The following is a 20,453-nucleotide window of genomic DNA, read 5'->3' as shown; positions in this document are numbered from 1 at the left end:
ATATGAGATAATTAGGATATGAGTTTAGAGAAATCTCAGAATGGAGGAATTATATGTATAACGATTTATATAAAATAATGAATTGGCCACTTATTGAGGGAATAGAATATACAGATATTGATAACCCTCATACATTATTAGGTCCACATATGACCGACAAAGGGCTGCTGATTCAGACATTCATTCCTGAAGCAGATGATGTTAAGGTTAAGTACTCTAATAAAGTTATTGATATGTGTAAGATGGATGATGCAGGATTCTATGCTATATTTATTGATTCTAAGAAAGTTATAGATAATTATAAATTTGTAATTACTAAAGATGGCAATACTTATGAGACATACGATTCTTATGCTTTTGAAATCGGAACTGATTTAAAAGAGTTAAAAAAATTTAATGCAGGAATTCATTATGATGCCTACGATTATATGGGTTCTAAGAAATGTATAATAAATAAAACAGAAGGAATAAGATTCCGAGTATGGGCTCCTGAAGCAATACGAGTTAGTGTTGTAGGCGAGTTTAACAACTGGGATGGAAGAATTCACCAGATGTCGCGAATAAAGGACACAGGTATTTTTGAAATCTTTATTCCTGAACTTAAAGAGGGACAACTTTATAAATATGAGATAAAGAAGAAAGGAAATGAAAATATTCTTAAAGCAGATCCATTTACATATGAGATGGAAGAAAATGGTGGTTCTGCAAGTGTTATAAAAGATATAAATGGATTTAAATGGACAGATGATATATGGCTTAAATCAAGAGATAAATTCGAATTAACTAATTCACCTTTATCTATTTACCAGATGTCTGTTGGTAATTTTTCAAAGGATATCGATGGTAATGTAAATTATAAAGAACTTGCTAAAGACGTTGCAGATTATGTCCTTAGACTTGGATATACACACGTTGAACTTATGCCTTTAGCAGAATATTATAATGATGCATTTAAACCTGATTTTATCTATGCACCAACTAACAGATATGGTAAATGTGAAGATTTAATGGCATTTGTAGATTATTTACACTCTAAAAATATCGGTGTTATAATCGATTTAGCAATTAACCAGTTTAGTTCTGAAGAACAGGGAATAGCTGCCTTTGACGGAACATCACTTTTTGAACATGCTAATCCTAAAAGAGGCTACAACTATAAGAACAAGGCTAATTTATATAACTATGGCAGACCGGAGGTAACAAGTTATCTTATTGCCAATGCATTTATGCAGATTAATAAATATCATTTTGATGGAATTAAATTAGTAAATGTTGCTTCAATATTATATTTAGATTATGATAAACAGCCTGGCGAATGGGAGCCTAATATATATGGCGGTGTTGAGAATTTAGAAGGAATCGAATTCATTAAGCATTTTAACTCAATTATCCATAAACTTCATAAGGGAATCATCACAATTGCTGATGATACATCGGGTTATCCTGAGTTAACAGGTGAAGTAAGTGAAACATGTCTCGGTTTTGATTTAAAACTTAATACTGAATGGAGAAAAGATTTCTTAAATTATATAAGTATTCCTGCTTATATGCGTGAGAAGAGTTATAACGATTTATCTCTCAGTATGGTATATCAATATAGTGATAATTACATTGTCGGCTATCCAGAGGCAGAATTCATCAATGGCAATCCATCATTACTTGGCAGAATGACTGGTGATACTGAAGAGAGAAAATTTGACAATATGAAATTAACTCTTGCATACGAATATGTACACCCTGGCAAGAAAGTCTTATTTATGGGGCAGGATATGGCTCAATATGCTGAGTGGCTTCCAGGCAGCACATTAGATATGAGTATCTTAAAAGTTGATAAACATAAGAATATTAATGCAATGGTTAAGGACTTAAATGAACTTTATAAATCTGAGAAAGCATTATTTGAGTATGACAATAATCCAGATGGTTTTGAATGGATTAATAATATCTCTGCACGTGAAAGTATTCTTACATTCTTAAGAAAAGGCGCAGACGAGAATGATATATTGTTAGTTGCATGTAACTTTGATGCAGTAGACAGAGAAGAATATAAAATTGGTGTACCAAAGAAGGGTAAATACAAAGAGATATTTAACAGTAATAATAAGAATTATGGTGGAAATGGTTTCGTTAATTCACGACTTAAACAATCTAAAACTGATGAATGCGACGGAAGAGAAGAATCTATTAGAGTTAATCTCCCTGCTTTAAGTATTTCTATCTTTAAATTCTCAAAAGTGGATGAAAAATTAACAGATAACAAAGCTGCTAAAGCAAATGTTTCAGCTAAAAAAACTGCTGCTGCTAAGAAAACTGCTGCTGCTAAAAAGCCTACCGCTAAGAAAGCTACAGAAACTAAGAAAGCTACAGAAACTAAGAAAGCTACAGAAACTAAGAAAGCTACAACTGTTAAAAAGGTAGCTGAATCTAAAAAAACCACAAAAACAGAAGATGCTACATTTAGCAAAACTTTAAAAGCAGAAGCTAAAACAGTAGCAGAATCAGAAGTGAAAGCTCCTGCTAAGTCTACAGCTAAGACAACTTCTAATCCAGAAGTGAAAGCTCCTGCTAAGTCTACAGCTAAAGCAACCACTAAGACAACTGCAAAAACTTCAAAAACGACTTCAAAATAATAAAACTAACGAGGTGATTTTTAATGAGCTTTTTATTAGAGGCTGCAACTACTGAAACTACAGATATGGCGTTACAGAATCCTGAAGAAACAATAAAAAAAGCAAGTGCATTAATTGAACAATTAAAAAACCTGGTTCCATCATTAATTAAATTTGGAATTAATGTTATAATAGCACTTATTATATTCTGGATAGGTAAAGTATTAATTAATATTGTTCTTAAGATATGCAAAAGATTTTTCGAAAGAACCAAGATGGAAGTTAGTGTAAGTAAATTTCTAAATTCCTTAATAAAAGTCGGATTATACATTGTCCTTATAAGTGTCCTTCTAGAAACTGTAGGAATTAAGACCACATCCTTTGTTGCAGTATTAGGAACAGCCAGCCTTGCTATCGGCTTATCCATTCAGGGCAGTCTTTCGAACTTTGCAGGCGGCGTATTAATTCTTATACTTAAACCTTTCGCAGTTGGTGACTATATTATAGAATCAGGAAACGGAAAAGAAGGAACTGTATATAAAATTGATTTATTTTATACAACATTAATTACTCCTGATAATAAAAAGACAGTTATTCCTAATGGAAATCTTTCAAATACAAGTCTTACTAATGTTACAGCATTTGATACCAGAAGAGTCGATTTCGAAATTGGAATAAGCTATGATTCAGACATAAAAAAAGCAAAAGAAATACTTGAAGAAACAGCTAAGAAGAATGATTTAGTAATTAAAGATAAAGAAATCTTCTCTTATGTATCTAATCTTGAGGCAAGTCAGATAACATTAGGATTAAGAGTATGGACTAAAACTTCTGATTACTGGACAGTTAAATTCGATTTAACAGAAACAATTAAAAATGAACTAGATGCTAATAACATTGAGATTCCATTTAACCAGTTAGTTGTTCATGTAGAAGATTCTAATGCAGATACAAAATAACATCTAATGTAAAATAATAACTAATATAAAACAAGATACAACAAAATAAATGTTTTACCATTTAAAAATACCCTTAATAAATATAAAACGTATATTTATTAAGGGTATTTTATTGTTAGAATTATCTTAAATCATATATTTATATATTATTTTACTCAAACTTCGTACATACATATTGTAACAAATATTCATCCGTTAAAATAAATTTGACAGATATAAATATATAATAAATATGAAAATAAATATAAGCTAGTCTACTGTTCAGAAGCTAAGTAATTCTTATAGATTGCTATTACTTTATCCATAGCTTCCTTTCCAGGGGCACCGATAGTTGTTCGTTTCTCAACACAGGTCTTAAGACTGATTGCTTCATATATATCCTCCTCAAATACAGGGCTGATTGCTTTAAACTCATCAATTGTCATATCATCTAAGGCAATATTCTTATCAATACAGAAAAGAACGAGCTGGCCTACGATACCATGGGCATCTCTGAATGGTACACCATGATTAACTAGGTAATCCGCTGCATCAGTAGCATTAGTAAAGCCATTCTTAGCACTTGCTTCCATAACATCTTTATTAAATTTAATTGTATCAATCATTCCAGTAAACAGGCTTATACAACCTTTTACAGTATCAATTGCATCAAATGAAAGCTCTTTATCCTCCTGCATATCTTTATTGTATGCAAGTGAAATTCCTTTCATTGTTGTAAGAAGTGAAATTAAAGCACCATATACACGGCCTGTTTTACCACGTACTAATTCAGCAATATCGGGGTTCTTCTTCTGAGGCATAATACTGCTGCCTGTACTATAAGAATCATCAATTTCTACGAATCTGTATTCGTTAGAATTCCATATAATTATTTCTTCACAGAATCTGCTTAAATGCATCATGATAGTTGATAAAGCACTTAATAATTCAATAAGATAATCTCTGTCAGCTACAGAGTCCATACTATTAAGGGTAGGTCCATAGAAATCAAGTAATTTAGCAGAATATTCTCTGTCTAAAGGATAAGTAGTACCTGCTAAGGCACCTGACCCCAGAGGACAATAATTCATACGTTCATATATATCGTGTAAACGGCCTCTGTCTCTTTTAAACATTTCAAAATATGCTCCGAAATGATGTGCAAGAGTAATAGGTTGTGCTTTCTGTAAATGTGTAAAGCCAGGCATATATGTTTCAGTATTTTCTTCCATAACTTTAAGTAAAGATGAAAGAAGAGTTTTCAAAAGTCCGTCTATTTCAACGATTTCATCTCTTGTATATAATTTCATATCTAAAGCAACCTGGTCATTACGGCTTCTTCCTGTATGAAGTCTTTTGCCGGCTTCACCTACACGCTCAATCAATGTCTGTTCAACAAAGCTATGTATATCTTCAGAAGTAGTAGATATCTCTAATGTGCCGTTTTCTATATCATTTAGGATTCCATTTAATCCATTAACAATTGTCTCTTTATCCTCATTTGTAAGGATTCCCTGTTTAGCAAGCATAGTTACGTGTGCAATGCTGCCACGAATATCCTGTTTATAAAATTTCTGATCAAAAGAAATTGATGCATTAAAGTTATGTACTAGTTGGTTTGTTTCCTTAGTGAAACGTCCGCCCCATAATTTCATGTAAAATTCCTGCCTTTCTATATATAAATAATAATAGTCAAAAACTACCGCAAAACATTATATCATACATTTTTAACCTTGTGTGTAAATTTGTTATAATTAAAAGCATTTTGTAAATAATAACATATATAAAATCTGATTTTATAAAATTTAGCTGTGAAATGGAGAAATTATGATAATAACAGAGACCACAACCTGCCTTAATCTTTGTGAAATATGCAGATTTCCGGATATAGAGACCGTTATAGGCAAAATAAAAGATAATTATTCAATAAGCCGGATCTATATTGGTTCGTATTTCTGTGGTAATTATTTTCAGAAATGTAACTATGATGAATTAATAAATATGTTAACTGAAGCTTTTACCCCCAATATAAACATAACACTTGTAATTCCTGTACCTACTGAAAGAAATCTCAAAGATATAAAAACTTCTGTAATTAATATTCTTAATAAATACAGTAATAACATTGACGAAATAACGGTTAATGATTATGGAATGTTAGAATATATGTACGAATTTCTAAATACTAATCCGCAATTAGAATTAAATATAAATATGGGAAGAATTTTCTTTAAGGATTACAGGGATCCCAGATATGACGAATACTTTAATTCAGATCATACACCCAAATATAACACCCATTATCTGCGAAAAACAATCAAGAAATATAATATTAAATCAATTGAAGCAGATGTAACGCATAAATCATTTATACTGCCTGATATAGAGGGAATTATAGTCGGTATCCATACACCCTACACGTATATGACTACCGGTAAAATATGTGAATATGCCTCACAATTTAAGGAAATAACTAAGAAATTCAGGCCCTCAGTTCCCTGCAATACCGAATGTAATAATGTCTATATTAAATACAATATGAATGATAACAGGAAATGGATAAGAATAGGTAAGACCATTTTTTTTGAAAATAATTGCTTCAAATTATCGAATATAAACATAGATTCTAAAAAAAGATTAATATATTTTCCACTTAACGAAATAATAGGAAAGGTATGTAATTAAAGATGAATATTTTAGTTCCACTTAATAACATTGAATTTTTAAAAGATTATATTAATGCAGGTGCAGGTGAATTCTATATGGGATTCCATGATGAAGAATGGAATAAAAACTTTGGAAATTATTCAGATATTAATCGAATGTCGGGCTATGGCAAAAGAGCAAACTGTCTGTCAATTTATGAGATTCCTAAAGTAATTAATCTTGTAAAAGAAAATGATGCTGATATATTTATAACATTTAATTCAGCATCATATTCTGATGATGAATTAGAATTCATAAGGAAATATTTTAAAATTATATCAGGGACTAAAGCAAATGGCATTATACTTTCTAATCCTGATGTAATGAGTATAGCTAAAGAAGAGGGACTACCTATTGTAATAAGTACCATTGCAGGTGCCTACAATTCAGATATTGTACAGTTCTATAAGAAAGAGGGTGCTAAAAGAATAATTCTTCCGAGAGATTTAAGTATGGAGGAAATAGATACTATTATTAATATTGACAGAAATATGGAATATGAAGTATTTATTATGAGAAACGGCTGCAAATTTTCTGACTCTAACTGTCTTGGTTTCCATAGGACGGAAATGTGTTCGATATGTGCTGATCTTGACAAATGCAATAACGAAATTAATATATTTGATGATAATTTCAAGAGCAGAAGCAGTATGGAATGTACAGATAATCTGTTAAGAGATGAATTTCATTACTTCTCTTGCGGAATGTGTGCTATATATGATTTCATAAGGATGAATATTAATGCCGGAAAAGTTGTTGGCAGAAGCGATGAATGTAGTTCAATATGCGAAGATATAAAGCTTATAAGAAAGAATATCGAGATTGCCTCACAATGTAATTCAAGAGAAGAATATTTAGATAAAATGATTTTTCCTGAGAATAGAAGCATAATGTGTACAAACGGAATGTCCTGTTACTATCCTGAAATTCGATTTTGAGAAATGTATAAGGTTTTATACTAAATATACGAATAGATATTTATATACTATATCTATACTATCTGTTAATTAATTTATTTCATTGTTTAGAAGTGTTAAATAAAAGATGTCCGTCTATGATACACACGATTAAGGAATATTAAAGTGTGTACATAGGCGGACATTATTATTTATTATTTTGTAAGTAACATCATAATCTTATTACTACGTTCAATAAATTTAGTCATTTCATCCGGCGAAAGTTGTTTATGGCTTATTAATGCAAGGTCATATAACTGCTCACAAATCATATTAGTATTTTCATCATCTTTATGATTAAGAACATATTTAACAAGATTGTTGTTAGCGTTAAGAACTAAAGTTACATTTGTTCCAAACATTGATGGATCCATTCCACTCATTCCGTACATCTTCATCATATCCTGCATACGTCTGCTTTCTTCTGAAAGAGTAACCATTGAGGAAATATTCTCATCTTTTAATTTTTCAACTTTAACATCTAAGTTCTCATTATTAAGAGCCTTTTTAAATATTTCTGTAAGAGTATCAGTAGTAGTCTTGAATTCTTCATCATCTTCTTTAGTTTCTTCCTTGAAAGAATCATTTAAGTCGGAGTCAATTCTTAAGAATTTAACGCCCTCATTCTTCTGCTCAAGATGAGTAATAAATGGTTCATCTATGTTATGGTTAAGTATTACAGCATCAATACCCTCTTTTCTAAACATATTGATATACTGGCTTTGCTGTATTTCATCAGTTACGTAGAAAATTGTATTTTTATGTTTTTCTTCATTTTCTTTGAGACATTCTGGAAGTGTAAGATATTTTTTATCAATATTCTTAAATAAGATATAATCATTCATCTTTTCACAGAATTTCTCATCTTTTAAGCAGCCGAATTTAATAAATGGTCCGATATCGTCCCAGTATTTTTCATAAGATTCTTTATCAGTTTTGCACATTCCTGAAAGTTTATCAGCAACTTTCTTAGTGATATAATCAGATATTTTCTTAACGAAACCATCGTTTTGTAATGCACTTCTTGATACATTTAATGGTAAATCAGGACAATCAATTACACCTTTAAGAAGCATTAAGAATTCTGGAATTACTTCCTTAATATTATCAGCTATAAATACCTGATTGTTATATAATTTAATTGTTCCTTCAATAGTATCATATTGTGTATTAAGTTTAGGGAAATATAATATACCTTTAAGGTTAAATGGATAATCCATATTCAGATGAATCCAGAATAAAGGTTCCTTATAATCATTGAATACTTTTCTGTAGAATTCTTTATAATCATCTTCACTGCATTCATTAGGATGTTTTGTCCAAAGAGGATTAGTATCATTAAGTGCTACAGGACGACGAAGAATCTTAGCCTTCTCTTTAGCAGGGGATACCTCTTTAACTTCCTTTGTACCATCTTCATTTTCAACTTCTTCGGTTTTAGCTTCTTCAACGATATTCTCTATGACTGTATCTTTGTCTGTAACTTCGCTTGCATCAATAGTATCGTACTGTGGTTCAGCATTAGGATTCTCAAGATAAATTTCGATTGGCATAAATGAACAGTATTTAGTAATAACTTCTCTTGCACGATATTCATTAGCAAATTCTAAGCTGTCTTCGTTAAGATAAAGAGTAATAGTAGTACCACGTTCTGCTTTATCGCCTTCTGACATATCGAATTCCGTACCACCGTCACATTCCCAATGAACAGGTTTAGCATCAGCTTTATAAGAAAGTGTATCAATAGTAACTTTATCAGCTACCATAAATGCTGAATAGAAACCTAATCCGAAATGTCCAATTATCTGGTCATCATTTGTCTTATCCTTGTATTGGGCTAAAAATGCTTCGGCACCTGAAAATGCGATCTGGTTAATATATTCATTAACCTCATCATAAGTCATACCAATACCATTATCTATAAATGTAAGAGTTTTGTCTTCTGAATTGGCAATAACCTTGATTTTAAATTCATTATTATCAGGGATTGTATATTCACCCATCATATCTAATTTTTTGACTTTGGTAATGGCATCACAACCATTTGATATTAATTCCCTAAAGAATATATCGTGGTCAGAATATAACCATTTCTTTATAATAGGGAATATATTTTCGCTGTTAATTGAAAGACTTCCATGTGTATTTGACATTTTAAATTACCTCCTGTATCCATAAGTATTTATTAATTAAACCTAATTCTAATACTGTAATAATCAAATGTCAAGAAAAAATTAGCACTCATTAACTTAGAGTGCTAATAAATTTAGAAATATACAAGTCAAATGCTTTCTCAAGCGATTTATCAATAGTAAATATATTAAGTGAAGTGCCCGTTGTATATGATAAAACACCCTTATCATACTTAATATTCAGAAATAAGTTAGCAATATTTTCTTTAGTTAACAAAATATCATTATCATGTAAAAGCTTTTCTATCATCATTTCCGGCAGGCTGAAAATAATCTTAAAATAAAGAGGTGTTTTCTTACCTTTTATAATGTCGAAGCAAAATGGTTTGAGTTTCGCCCAGCTTGATAGAAGAGGTGAATTAATATCTTCAAATTCTTCATTAGTATAGAAATCTTTATTAATATGCCCGTCAATATGAAATGTATTATATGTGACAATTGTTACATCTGTAACAAGAAATTTATCAAAAGAATCTTTAATAAGTAATGTGGACATAAAATTTTTAACATCATTTATATTTTCTGCAATCATATGTTTCTCCCAAATCGTATTTGATAATGATAGTATATCACGATATTTAACAAATGTAACTATAAAACTAATCGTAGAATTATAAATCATAGAATTATAAATGTTTAGTGATTTACTCCTACCAATCATCATAAATTCATTCAAAAAATTCATACCACAATTTCTTCAAAAATCTTTAAAATTCAAAAGGTATACTTGAAAAAACAAGCCTGATTTTATATAATTTAAACAGTTTTTTATTTTTGTTATATTAAATATTAAGAAGATATTGGAACCTGAGTTATCAAGACGGCAGGGTTAGTCCCTGTAAAGACTATAAATATTTTATACACTTTAATCATATAAGACAATAAGCCAAAAAATTATAAGAAGCAGAAATTAGGAAGATGAATTAAATGGAATATATATACCCGGATTATTATAAAGAATTTAATTGTATAGCGGATAAATGCGAGGCTACATGTTGTGCACAATGGATAATTGTGCCTGATGATAAATCTCTTAGAAAATATAAAAATTTCAAGGGGGATTTTTCTGCCAGACTTCAAAACTCAATTGATTATGAGAATAAAGAAATCAGAAGCTATAAAAAAGCATGTGTATTCTTAAATGAAGATAATTTATGCGATTTATATATAGAGGCAGGTAAGAATATGCTTTGCAAGACCTGTAGAAGATATCCAAGACATTATGAAGAATTTGAAAATATCAGAGAGGTTACATTATCCGTATCCTGTCCTGAAGTTGCAAGAATTCTGCTTAATAAAAAAGATAAAGTATTCTTCAAAAGCCATATTCAAACGAGTAAGAAAGAAGAATACGAGTACTTTGACTATATTCTATTTACAAAGTTTCAGGAGACAAGAGAACTCTTTTATAAGATACTACAAAACAGAAATCTATCGTTTTCCATGAGATTATCATACATCCTGGCAATGAGTCATGACCTTAACAATCATGGATTATATGAATGGGATGAATTAATTGATAAATTTAGCAATGAAGAATTTATTAATAAAATAGCTAAGAAGTTTATAAATTATAAACTTACTTATATAGATAAATATAAAAACCAATCATTAGATAAATATGTGGATTATAATAATAATTGTATAAATCACTCTAAGAACAGGAAAATAGCTATAATAAATTTTAAATCAGAAAAAGTATGCTGCTTAGATGAAATAATAAAAACTCTATACATTAATTATATTGAGGATTTATCCGAAATGGAGCATTTGAAACAATCGTGGCAGGATACTCTTGATAAGGCACTTATAACAATTAATTCAATTGACAATATCTATGATGAATATAAACAATTTTCAGAATATATGAAAGACAGGGAATACGAATACGAACAATTAATTATATATTTTCTGTCAACCTATTATCTTGGAGCTGTGTATTCTAACAGAGCCTACGATATGGTTAGATTCTCAGCCGCTAATCTGCTAATGATTAAAATACTTGGCTTTACAAAATGGTTTCAAAATGGCAGAAGTTTCACAAAAAACGAGCAGATTAAATTAGTATACAACTATTCAAGGGAAATTGAACATTCAGATAATAACCTCAATAAATTTGAAGAAAATATCCACAGTAAAGTATGGTATAACCTATACAATATGCTGCTTATAAGTACGCAGGATATATAAATTATCCAGACTTCGCTCTTTCATAAAACTTAAATTATCTGTGTTAAGTAAATTTGCATATATAAATATCAAAACTTTTGTAAGAATTGCTAATTTGTAGATATATTTTTCGGCTCTTTTGATTATTTGAGTTCATTCAATGCCATACACTTAAACCGATGTGTCCGTCTATGCCACACACTTGATTTATGACGTATCGTGTGCAAGTTATATGCCGTCAGATGCAAAAGGTCGGTGCAGTAAATCACCGTTCAAGCGAAGCGCGTTTGATTAACTGCACCGTAACAGGCTTTGCAGATGACGGCATTTACTTGCACTAGATAAAGGAATTATGAAAGTGTGTGTCATAGACTGACATCTCGGCTTAAGTGTATGTCTGTTGAATGTACACAAAATTGGAGCCGAAAAAAGATATCTTACAAATTTACGCAATTCTTACAAGGTGTTTCGATATTTATATATGTCAAATTCACTATAACAGATTAATTAATCTACATATGAAAGAGCGAAGTCTGAGTAATTTATTAAAAAAGTACTTGAAAATATTTCACCTATCGTGTAGGATTAGTTATAGATACATGACTGACGGAAATGCATATTTATTGCAGGTAGAATTAACTACAGGAAATGTATCTGGCTATTTTGGTCGACCGTCTGGGCAATTTTTATAATTGTTCAGGCTTTTTTGTTATTATATACATATTTGGATATAATTTTTAGATTATTATGTGTGATTATGGTATCAAAATAGCATTTCAAAGGAATTCTATTATCAGACAAAACATTTGCAAGGAGGATTATCAGAATGGAGTCAATCTCAATTGAAAAAGAACTTAAAGAAAACTCATATCCTGGAAGAGGTATCATTATCGGAAAAAGTCCTAATGGAAAATATGCAGTAACAGCATACTTTATTATGGGACGAAGTGAAAACAGCCGAAACAGAGTTTTTGTAGAAGATGGAGAGGGTATCAGAACACAGGCATTTGATCCATCTAAATTAAGTGATCCAAGCTTAATTATCTATGCACCTGTAAGAGTATTAGGAAATAAGACAATTGTAACAAATGGTGACCAGACTGACACAATCTATGAATTAATGGATAAACAGCAGACATTCGAGCAGTCACTTAGAACAAGAGAATTTGAGCCTGATGCTCCAAACTATACACCAAGAATTTCAGGTATTATGCACGTTGAAAATGGTGAATATAATTATGCAATGTCAATTCTTAAGAGCAACAATGGTAATCCTGATGCATGTAACAGATATACATTTGCTTATACTAATCCTGTATCAGGTGAGGGACATTTCATTCACACATATAAATGCGATGGTAATCCATTACCAAGTTTCGAAGGCGAACCAAAATTAGTTGCAATTAAGGATGATATGAATGAATTTGCAAATGATTTATGGACATCTTTAAATGAAGATAATAAAGTATCTTTATTTGTTAGATATATAGATATTGAAACAGGTAAATACGAAAGTGTTATTATAAATAAGAACAAATAAAGAAGAAAGGTATGGTTTAAAAAATGAAAGAACTCGAATTAAAATATGGTTGTAACCCAAACCAGAAACCATCAAGAATATATATGAACGAAGGCGAACTTCCTATCGAAGTTTTAAGTGGCAAACCTGGTTATATTAATTTTCTTGACGCATTTAATGGCTGGCAGTTAGTAAGTGAACTTAAGAAAGCTACAGGAATAGCAGCAGCTACATCATTTAAGCATGTTTCTCCAGCAGGTGCAGCAATAGGACTTCCTTTAAGTGAAGTTGAAAGAAAAATCTACTGGGTGGATGATCTTGATGTTGAATTCACTCCACTTGCAAATGCATACGCAAGAGCAAGAGGTGCTGACAGAATGTCATCATTTGGTGATTTCATCGCACTTTCAGATGTATGTGATGTTGCAACAGCATTACTTATAAAGAGAGAAGTTTCAGATGGTGTTATTGCTCCAGGATATGAACCTGAAGCTTTAGAAATTCTAAAGGAAAAGAAAAAAGGTAATTATAACGTAATTAAAATCGATCCTGAATACAAACCAAATCCAATCGAACACAAAGAAGTATTCGGTGTTATATTTGAGCAGGGAAGAAACGAACTTGTAATAGATGATGATTTTCTTGGAAATATCGTTACAGATAATAAAGAGATTCCTGAATCAGCTAAAATTGATTTAATTATCTCATTAATTACATTAAAATATACACAGTCTAATTCAGTATGCTATGCAAAAGGTGGACAGGCTATAGGAATTGGTGCTGGTCAGCAATCAAGAATACATTGTACGAGACTTGCAGGCTCTAAGGCTGATAACTGGTTCTTACGTCAGTCTCCAAAGGTTCTTGAATTACCTTTTATCGACGGTATAAGGCGTGCTGACAGAGATAATGCAATCGATTTATACATCGGTGAAGATTATATGGATGTACTCGCTGATGGCGAATGGGAGAAAATCTTCAAAACTAAACCTGAAGTATTTACAAGAGAAGAGAAAAGAGCATGGCTTGATAAAATGCAGGACGTAGCACTTGGTTCTGATGCATTCTTCCCATTTGGAGATAATATTGAAAGAGCACATAAGAGTGGTGTTAAATATGTAGCTCAACCTGGTGGTTCAATTCGTGATGATAATGTAATTGATACATGCAATAAATATAATATGGCAATGTGCTTCACAGGACTTAGATTATTCCATCACTAATATAAAACATTTAAAAAGTTATTATGTATGTGCAAAGTTTGAGTTAATAACAAGTAAATAATACAAGTAGAAACATTTGCTTATCATTAAAGGATATTAAAATTCTGTTTATAGGTTTTAGTATCCTTTTTTACTTACCAGGAAATTTCGTTGAAATTGTTCTGGTAAGTAAAAAACGCTCCGCGAGGATTGCACTGCGTCGGAACAGAAAATGTTGCTATAGCAACCCGCCGCAGGCGGAGAATGTCGCAAGCGACATTCTTTATTCTTATATTTTATCTGATAAAATGTTGTAAAAATGGCATAGAATATAGCGAAAGATAAACTATTTTTTCCATTTATAAAATTTTTCAAAAAAAGTTCTTGCATTTTTATGAAGTTGGTGTTATATATGTAATAGAACAACAGGGCAGAGATGAATCTTATCAATTAGATTTGTTTTGAATCAAGAATCTGTTATGTTCTGTCAGGTTCTTACAAAATGTAATATTTTTTGATACCTGATAAATTCATTATAGAAGGGAGATAATCTTATGAACATTAGTAAATTTACTCAGAAATCAATCGAAGCAGTACAAGGCTGTGAGAAAATTGCATATGAATTCGGTAATCAGGAAATCGACCAGGAACATTTACTTTATAGTCTGTTAATATCTGAAGACAGCCTTATTCTTAAATTGATTGAAAAAATGGATATAAATAAAGATTACTTTGTTAATCGAGTTAAGGAAGCTCTTGAGAAAAAAGTTAAAGTTCAAGGTGGAGATTTACGAATCAGTAATGATTTAAATAAGGTATTAATAAGTGCTGAAGATGATGCTAAGGCAATGGGAGATGAATACATTTCCGTTGAACATTTGTTCTTAAGCCTTATAAGATATCAGAATAAAGGAATTAAAGAAATTTTTAAGGAATTTGGAATTAATAAAGAACGATTTCTTCAGGCTTTAGCTACTGTAAGAGGTAATCAGAGAGTTACTTCTGATAACCCGGAAGCTACTTATGATACTCTTAGTAAATATGCTACTGATTTAGTAGAGCGTGCAAGAGAGCAGAAATTAGATCCTGTTATCGGTAGAGATAATGAAATTCGAAATGTTATTAGAATTTTATCAAGAAAGACTAAAAATAACCCTGTACTTATCGGTGAACCAGGTGTCGGTAAAACAGCAGCAGTAGAGGGACTTGCACAAAGAATTGTCAGAGGCGATGTACCTCAGGGCTTAAAGGATAAGAAAGTATTTGCTCTTGATATGGGTGCATTAGTTGCAGGTGCGAAATACAGAGGTGAATTTGAAGAAAGACTTAAAGCTGTATTAAATGAAGTTAAGAACAGCGAGGGACAGATTATCCTGTTTATTGATGAACTGCATACAATTGTTGGTGCTGGTAAATCAGATGGTGCTATGGATGCAGGCAATATGTTAAAACCAATGCTTGCCAGAGGTGAACTTCATTGTATAGGTGCAACAACACTTGATGAGTATAGAAAATATATTGAAAAAGATCCTGCACTTGAAAGACGTTTCCAGCCTGTTATGGTTGATGAGCCATCAGTTGAAGATACTATTTCAATATTAAGAGGTCTTAAAGAAAGATATGAAGTATATCATGGTGTTAAGATTACTGACTCAGCATTAGTAAGTGCAGTCACATTATCTGACAGATATATTTCAGACAGATTTCTTCCCGATAAAGCAATTGACTTAGTCGATGAAGCCTGTGCATTAATTAAAACTGAATTAGATTCATTACCAACAGAACTTGATGAATTAAAACGTAAAGTTATGCAGATGGAGATTGAAGAAACTGCATTAAAGAAGGAAGATGACAGACTTAGTAAAGAACGTCTAGAGGCACTCCAGAAAGAACTCGCCGAATTACGTGATGAATTCAAAAATGGTATGGCAAAATGGGAAAATGAAAAATCAAGTGTAGATAATCTTTCTAAAATCAGAGAGAAAATCGAAGATATCAATAACCAGATTCAGGTTGCTGAAAGAAATTATGACCTTGAAACTGTTGCAAAATTAAAATATGGTGAATTACCTGCACTTAATAAGAGTCTTGAACAGGAAGAAGAAAAAATAAAAAACCAGAAACTTACTCTTGTTCATGAGGCTGTTACCGACGAAGAGATTGCAAAGATTGTTTCGCGCTGGACAGGAATACCTGTAGCTAAACTTACAGAATCAGAGAGAAATAAGACATTACATCTAGATGATGAACTTCATAAAAGAGTAATTGGTCAGGACGATGCAGTAGAAAAAGTTACAGAGGCAATTATCCGTTCAAAAGCAGGAATAAAAGATCCATCTAAACCAATCGGTTCATTCCTATTCCTTGGACCAACAGGTGTAGGTAAGACAGAATTGGCCAAATCACTTGCTGCAAATCTTTTTGATAATGAAGCTAATATGGTCAGAATCGACATGAGTGAATATATGGAGAAATATTCAGTCTCTCGTTTAGTTGGAGCTCCTCCAGGATATGTAGGATATGATGAAGGCGGCCAGCTTACTGAAGCAGTAAGAAGAAAACCTTATTCAGTTGTTCTGTTCGATGAAATTGAAAAAGCTCATCCTGATGTATTCAATATCCTGTTACAGGTATTAGATGACGGCCGAATCACTGACTCTCAGGGCAGAACTGTTGACTTTAAAAATACTATCCTAATAATGACATCTAACTTAGGTTCGTCATATCTGCTTGATGGTATAAATGAAGATGGTACAATTAATCCTGAAGCGGCAGCCAAGGTTGAAAATGAACTTAAGAGTCATTTCAGACCTGAATTCATTAACCGTCTTGATGAAATTATTATGTTTAAGCCATTGACTAAGGAAAATATTTCAGGAATTATAGATATTCTCATCAATAATCTTAACAAGAGAATAGCTGACAGAGATTTATCAATAAGTCTTACAGACAGTGCTAAACAGTTTATAGCAGACAATGGTTATGATCCTGTATATGGTGCGAGACCACTTAAGAGATATTTGCAGAAGAATATTGAGACAATGGTAGCTAAGGAGATTCTTAGTGATAAATTAGATGCTGGTGACCATATCATAGTAGATTTTGAAAATAATGGTCTGATAACAAGAATTGAACATTAAGGATTGAATAGTTAATTTTATCTTTCCGGATGTATAATTTCAAAGTTAAGTATTAAACATTAAAATATGTAAGCTTTCCGGTTTAGTGAATTATCCTATACCGGAAAGTTTCTATTTTTCTATAGAACATATCATCTGGATTTAAATCTTTTTTCTATTTTCTTTAATAATATTAATAAAAATAGTTTCTGCGATTGCAACGTCTTTTATATACTTCATTTGTAAAAAGAACATTTACAATATCCCTAAGCCATCTTGTATCTGTACATTTTTTAGCATATTTACAGTTGCAGCAGGCTATTGAACAAATGTCACTGCATTTTTTCATAAACATAATCTTATCAGGACATTCATCATATATCATACTTCCGTTGTAATCTAATTTATCACATTCCTGTTCGATTATATATTTTAATTCGGCAATTTCATTAGGAAATAATGTATTAAGATATTCCAAATCCATATTATTAGCATAATTACTGCGTGCTAAATTAATTACAGGATATTTCTCGTAATAAAGTGGAAGATTATTATTGCTCATATAATTCTCCGGTATATTTTTACTTTATTATATGATAAGATTATATTAAATTGCATATGTAAATTTTAGAAATTATGCATTGACAAGTATATCCGATTATGTTAAACTACTCTAGTGTGCCGCACAATGAGGTTATAAGTATAGTATTTATTTACTAACACCGAAGTTGGCGAGTAATTGAAATAGGAGGTGCCATATGTACGCAATTATAGCAACAGGTGGTAAACAGTACAAAGTTTCAGAAGGCGATGTAATCAGAGTTGAAAAACTTGGTGTTGAAGCTGATGAAAAAGTTACATTTGATCAGGTTCTTCTTGTTAGTGATGCTGATGTTAAAGTAGGTAATCCTACAGTAGCTAATGCAAGTGTTGAAGCAACAGTTGTAGGCAACGGTAAAGCTAAAAAGGTTATCGTTTACAAGTACAAGAGAAAGACTGGATATCATAAGAAGAATGGTCACAGACAGGCATATACTGAAGTTAAGATTGACAAAATCAATGCTTAATTGGTAGTCTTATGATTAATGTAACAATTTATAAAGACTCCTCTGATCAATTTGTAGGATTTGAATTTGATGGACACGCAGAAGCTGATGAATATGGCAGAGACATTGTTTGTGCTGCAGCATCTGTTTTATCTATTAATACAATTAATTCTATTGAAGAATTTACAGATGATGCATTTGAATGCAATTCTGATGAAGAATCAGGATATTTGATGTTTCGTCTAACAGAAGAATTGAGTAATGAGTCGAAAATTTTAATGAAATCTTTGGTACGTGGTGTCAAAGATATTCAAAAAGACAACGAAAAATACATCAAAATAGTTTTCAAGGAGGTGTAAACTATGTTAAAAATGAACCTTCAGTTTTTTGCTCATAAAAAGGGTGTTGGATCTACAAAAAACGGTAGAGATTCAGAATCTAAGAGATTAGGTGCAAAAAGAGCAGACGGACAGTTTGTTAAAGCTGGTAATATTCTTTACAGACAGCGTGGAACAAAGATTCACCCAGGTGTGAATGTTGGACGTGGTGGAGATGACACATTATACGCTTTAGTTGATGGTGTTGTTAGATTTGAAAGAAAAGGTAGAGATAAGAAACAGGTTTCTATCGTTCCAGTAGCAGAATAATTATTTTAGGCTTCAAATCCTATGGTTTGAAGCCTTTTTTATTTAGAAAGGCATGGTGAAAACATGTTTGCAGATAGTGCGAAAATATTTATAAAATCAGGAAAAGGCGGAGACGGTCATGTAAGCTTCAGACGAGAATTATATGTCCCAAATGGCGGTCCTGATGGCGGCGATGGTGGCCGCGGTGGCGATATTATATTTATTGTAGATGAAGGCTTAAATACTCTTACTGATTTTAGACATATTAGAAAATATGTAGCACAATCTGGCGAAGAGGGTGGCAAAAGAAATCAGCATGGTAAAGATGGACAGGACCTTATCATCAAGGTTCCCCTCGGCACAATTATAAAAGATGATGAGTCAGGAAAAGTTATTGCCGATATGTCTGATGCTGATAAGAAAGTTATAGTTCTGAAAGGCGGAAGAGGTGGTAAGGGTAACCAGCACTATGCAACAGCTACAATGCAGGTTCCAAAATATGCGCAGCCGGGACAGAAATCAATGGAGTTATATGTACGCCTTGAGTTAAAAGTTATAGCTGATGTAGGTCTTGTAGGATATCCAAACGTAGGCAAATCAACATTATTATCAAGAGTAACTAATGCCAGACCTAAAATTGCAAATTATCATTTTACAACCCTTAATCCTAACCTTGGTGTAGTTGATTTAGATGGTAATAAAGGCTTTGTAATTGCCGATATTCCGGGACTTATTGAGGGTGCTTCAGAAGGCATTGGTCTTGGTCACGAATTTCTAAAACACATTGAAAGAACCAAAGTTCTTATTCATATGGTTGATGCAGCATCAACCGAGGGAAGAGATCCTATTGACGATATTAATAAGATAAATGCTGAATTAAAAGCATATAATCCTGACTTAATGAATCGTCCGCAGGTAATAGCCGCTAATAAAATAGATGCAATTTATGATGGTGACGAAAGCATTGTCGATAAATTAAAGGCTGAATTTGAGCCAAAAGGTATTAAAGTATTTGGTATATCCGCTGTGAGTGGTAAAGGTCTTAAAGAGCTTTTATATGCTGTAAATGATATGCTTGAACAGATGGATAGTACACCCGTTGTATTTGAACAGGAATATTTTCCTGGACAATTTAGTGACAATCCTGATGACCCATATACAGTAGAAAAAGTAGAAGATGGTCTTTATTCAATAGAAGGACCAAGAATTGAGAAAATGTTAGGATATACTAATCTTGAAGCTGAAAAGGGATTCATTTTCTTCCAGAAATTTATGAAAGACAATGGTATCTTAGAAGAATTAGAAAATCTCGGTATCCAGGAAGGTGATACTGTTAAGATTTATGGTCACGAATTTGAATATTACAAGTAA

16 protein-coding genes and 1 riboswitch are annotated in these 20,453 nt (G+C 31.7%); of the genes, 12 read left to right on the top strand and 4 right to left on the bottom strand.

Going from position 1 to position 20,453, the window contains the following annotated elements; translation table 11 throughout:
• Positions 1 to 53: 53 nt before the first annotated feature.
• The gene (glgB, locus tag OCV48_RS07410) at positions 54 to 2,630 is read left to right on the top strand and encodes a 1,4-alpha-glucan branching protein GlgB (RefSeq protein WP_147591527.1); all 2,577 of its coding nucleotides are present in this window, start codon (positions 54 to 56) and stop codon (positions 2,628 to 2,630) included.
• Positions 2,631 to 2,653: 23 nt separating this feature from the next.
• Complete coding sequence (locus OCV48_RS07405; RefSeq protein WP_021982614.1) at positions 2,654 to 3,568, top strand: mechanosensitive ion channel family protein; 915 nt, start codon at positions 2,654 to 2,656, stop codon at positions 3,566 to 3,568.
• A 254-nt stretch (positions 3,569 to 3,822) separates the two neighbouring features.
• Here OCV48_RS07405 and argH read toward each other — a convergent pair whose 3' ends face one another.
• Positions 3,823 to 5,202: an argininosuccinate lyase gene (gene argH / locus OCV48_RS07400; RefSeq protein ID WP_147591526.1), complete on the bottom strand. Its 1,380-nt coding sequence runs from the start codon at positions 5,200 to 5,202 to the stop codon at positions 3,823 to 3,825.
• A gap of 172 nt (positions 5,203 to 5,374) precedes the next feature.
• Between argH and OCV48_RS07395 the strand changes: the two genes are divergently transcribed.
• Positions 5,375 to 6,232: a hypothetical protein gene (locus OCV48_RS07395; protein ID WP_147591525.1), complete on the top strand. Its 858-nt coding sequence runs from the start codon at positions 5,375 to 5,377 to the stop codon at positions 6,230 to 6,232.
• A 2-nt stretch (positions 6,233 to 6,234) separates the two neighbouring features.
• Complete coding sequence (locus OCV48_RS07390; RefSeq protein WP_147591524.1) at positions 6,235 to 7,191, top strand: peptidase U32 family protein; 957 nt, start codon at positions 6,235 to 6,237, stop codon at positions 7,189 to 7,191.
• A gap of 173 nt (positions 7,192 to 7,364) precedes the next feature.
• Here OCV48_RS07390 and htpG read toward each other — a convergent pair whose 3' ends face one another.
• Both htpG and OCV48_RS07380 read right to left on the bottom strand, forming a co-directional pair.
• Positions 7,365 to 9,362, bottom strand: a complete 1,998-nt coding sequence (htpG, locus tag OCV48_RS07385; RefSeq protein ID WP_147591523.1) for a molecular chaperone HtpG — start codon at positions 9,360 to 9,362, stop codon at positions 7,365 to 7,367.
• A gap of 91 nt (positions 9,363 to 9,453) precedes the next feature.
• On the bottom strand, positions 9,454 to 10,086 hold the full coding sequence (locus tag OCV48_RS07380) for a DUF5721 family protein (RefSeq protein WP_147591522.1): 633 nt from the start codon (positions 10,084 to 10,086) through the stop codon (positions 9,454 to 9,456).
• Between the two features lie 242 nt (positions 10,087 to 10,328).
• On the opposite strand from OCV48_RS07380, the gene fliB reads away from it, so the two are divergent.
• The 4 genes from fliB to clpB all read left to right on the top strand — a co-directional run bounded on the left by fliB (position 10,329) and on the right by clpB (position 17,431).
• The gene (gene fliB / locus OCV48_RS07375; protein ID WP_147591521.1) at positions 10,329 to 11,591 is read left to right on the top strand and encodes a flagellin lysine-N-methylase; all 1,263 of its coding nucleotides are present in this window, start codon (positions 10,329 to 10,331) and stop codon (positions 11,589 to 11,591) included.
• Between the two features lie 568 nt (positions 11,592 to 12,159).
• Positions 12,160 to 12,258, top strand: a riboswitch (ZMP/ZTP riboswitch).
• A 138-nt stretch (positions 12,259 to 12,396) separates the two neighbouring features.
• Positions 12,397 to 13,110, top strand: coding sequence for an IMP cyclohydrolase (locus tag OCV48_RS07370; RefSeq protein WP_021983371.1), 714 nt, complete (start codon positions 12,397 to 12,399; stop codon positions 13,108 to 13,110).
• A 23-nt stretch (positions 13,111 to 13,133) separates the two neighbouring features.
• Positions 13,134 to 14,312: a phosphoribosylaminoimidazolecarboxamide formyltransferase gene (locus OCV48_RS07365; protein WP_021983370.1), complete on the top strand. Its 1,179-nt coding sequence runs from the start codon at positions 13,134 to 13,136 to the stop codon at positions 14,310 to 14,312.
• A 533-nt stretch (positions 14,313 to 14,845) separates the two neighbouring features.
• Positions 14,846 to 17,431, top strand: coding sequence for an ATP-dependent chaperone ClpB (clpB, locus tag OCV48_RS07360; RefSeq protein ID WP_147591520.1), 2,586 nt, complete (start codon positions 14,846 to 14,848; stop codon positions 17,429 to 17,431).
• A 172-nt stretch (positions 17,432 to 17,603) separates the two neighbouring features.
• On the opposite strand, the gene OCV48_RS07355 is transcribed toward clpB, so the two are convergent.
• Complete coding sequence (locus tag OCV48_RS07355; RefSeq protein ID WP_021983368.1) at positions 17,604 to 17,972, bottom strand: hypothetical protein; 369 nt, start codon at positions 17,970 to 17,972, stop codon at positions 17,604 to 17,606.
• Between the two features lie 196 nt (positions 17,973 to 18,168).
• Here OCV48_RS07355 and rplU point away from each other — a divergent pair, with 196 nt between their 5' ends.
• The 4 genes from rplU (at position 18,169) to obgE (ending at position 20,453) form a co-directional block, all read left to right on the top strand.
• Positions 18,169 to 18,477, top strand: a complete 309-nt coding sequence (gene rplU, locus OCV48_RS07350) for a 50S ribosomal protein L21 (RefSeq protein ID WP_021983367.1) — start codon at positions 18,169 to 18,171, stop codon at positions 18,475 to 18,477.
• A gap of 11 nt (positions 18,478 to 18,488) precedes the next feature.
• Complete coding sequence (locus OCV48_RS07345; protein WP_147591519.1) at positions 18,489 to 18,815, top strand: ribosomal-processing cysteine protease Prp; 327 nt, start codon at positions 18,489 to 18,491, stop codon at positions 18,813 to 18,815.
• Positions 18,816 to 18,818: 3 nt separating this feature from the next.
• Positions 18,819 to 19,103, top strand: a complete 285-nt coding sequence (gene rpmA / locus OCV48_RS07340; RefSeq protein WP_021983365.1) for a 50S ribosomal protein L27 — start codon at positions 18,819 to 18,821, stop codon at positions 19,101 to 19,103.
• A gap of 63 nt (positions 19,104 to 19,166) precedes the next feature.
• On the top strand, positions 19,167 to 20,453 hold the full coding sequence (gene obgE / locus OCV48_RS07335; RefSeq protein ID WP_021983364.1) for a GTPase ObgE: 1,287 nt from the start codon (positions 19,167 to 19,169) through the stop codon (positions 20,451 to 20,453).

It is taken from the genome of Bovifimicola ammoniilytica (genome assembly GCF_025567085.1).
In the GTDB taxonomy this organism is placed as follows: domain Bacteria; phylum Bacillota; class Clostridia; order Lachnospirales; family Lachnospiraceae; genus Bovifimicola; species Bovifimicola ammoniilytica.
The sequence above is the reverse complement of the archived record's forward strand: the minus strand, read 5'-3'. Positions and strand labels throughout refer to the sequence as shown.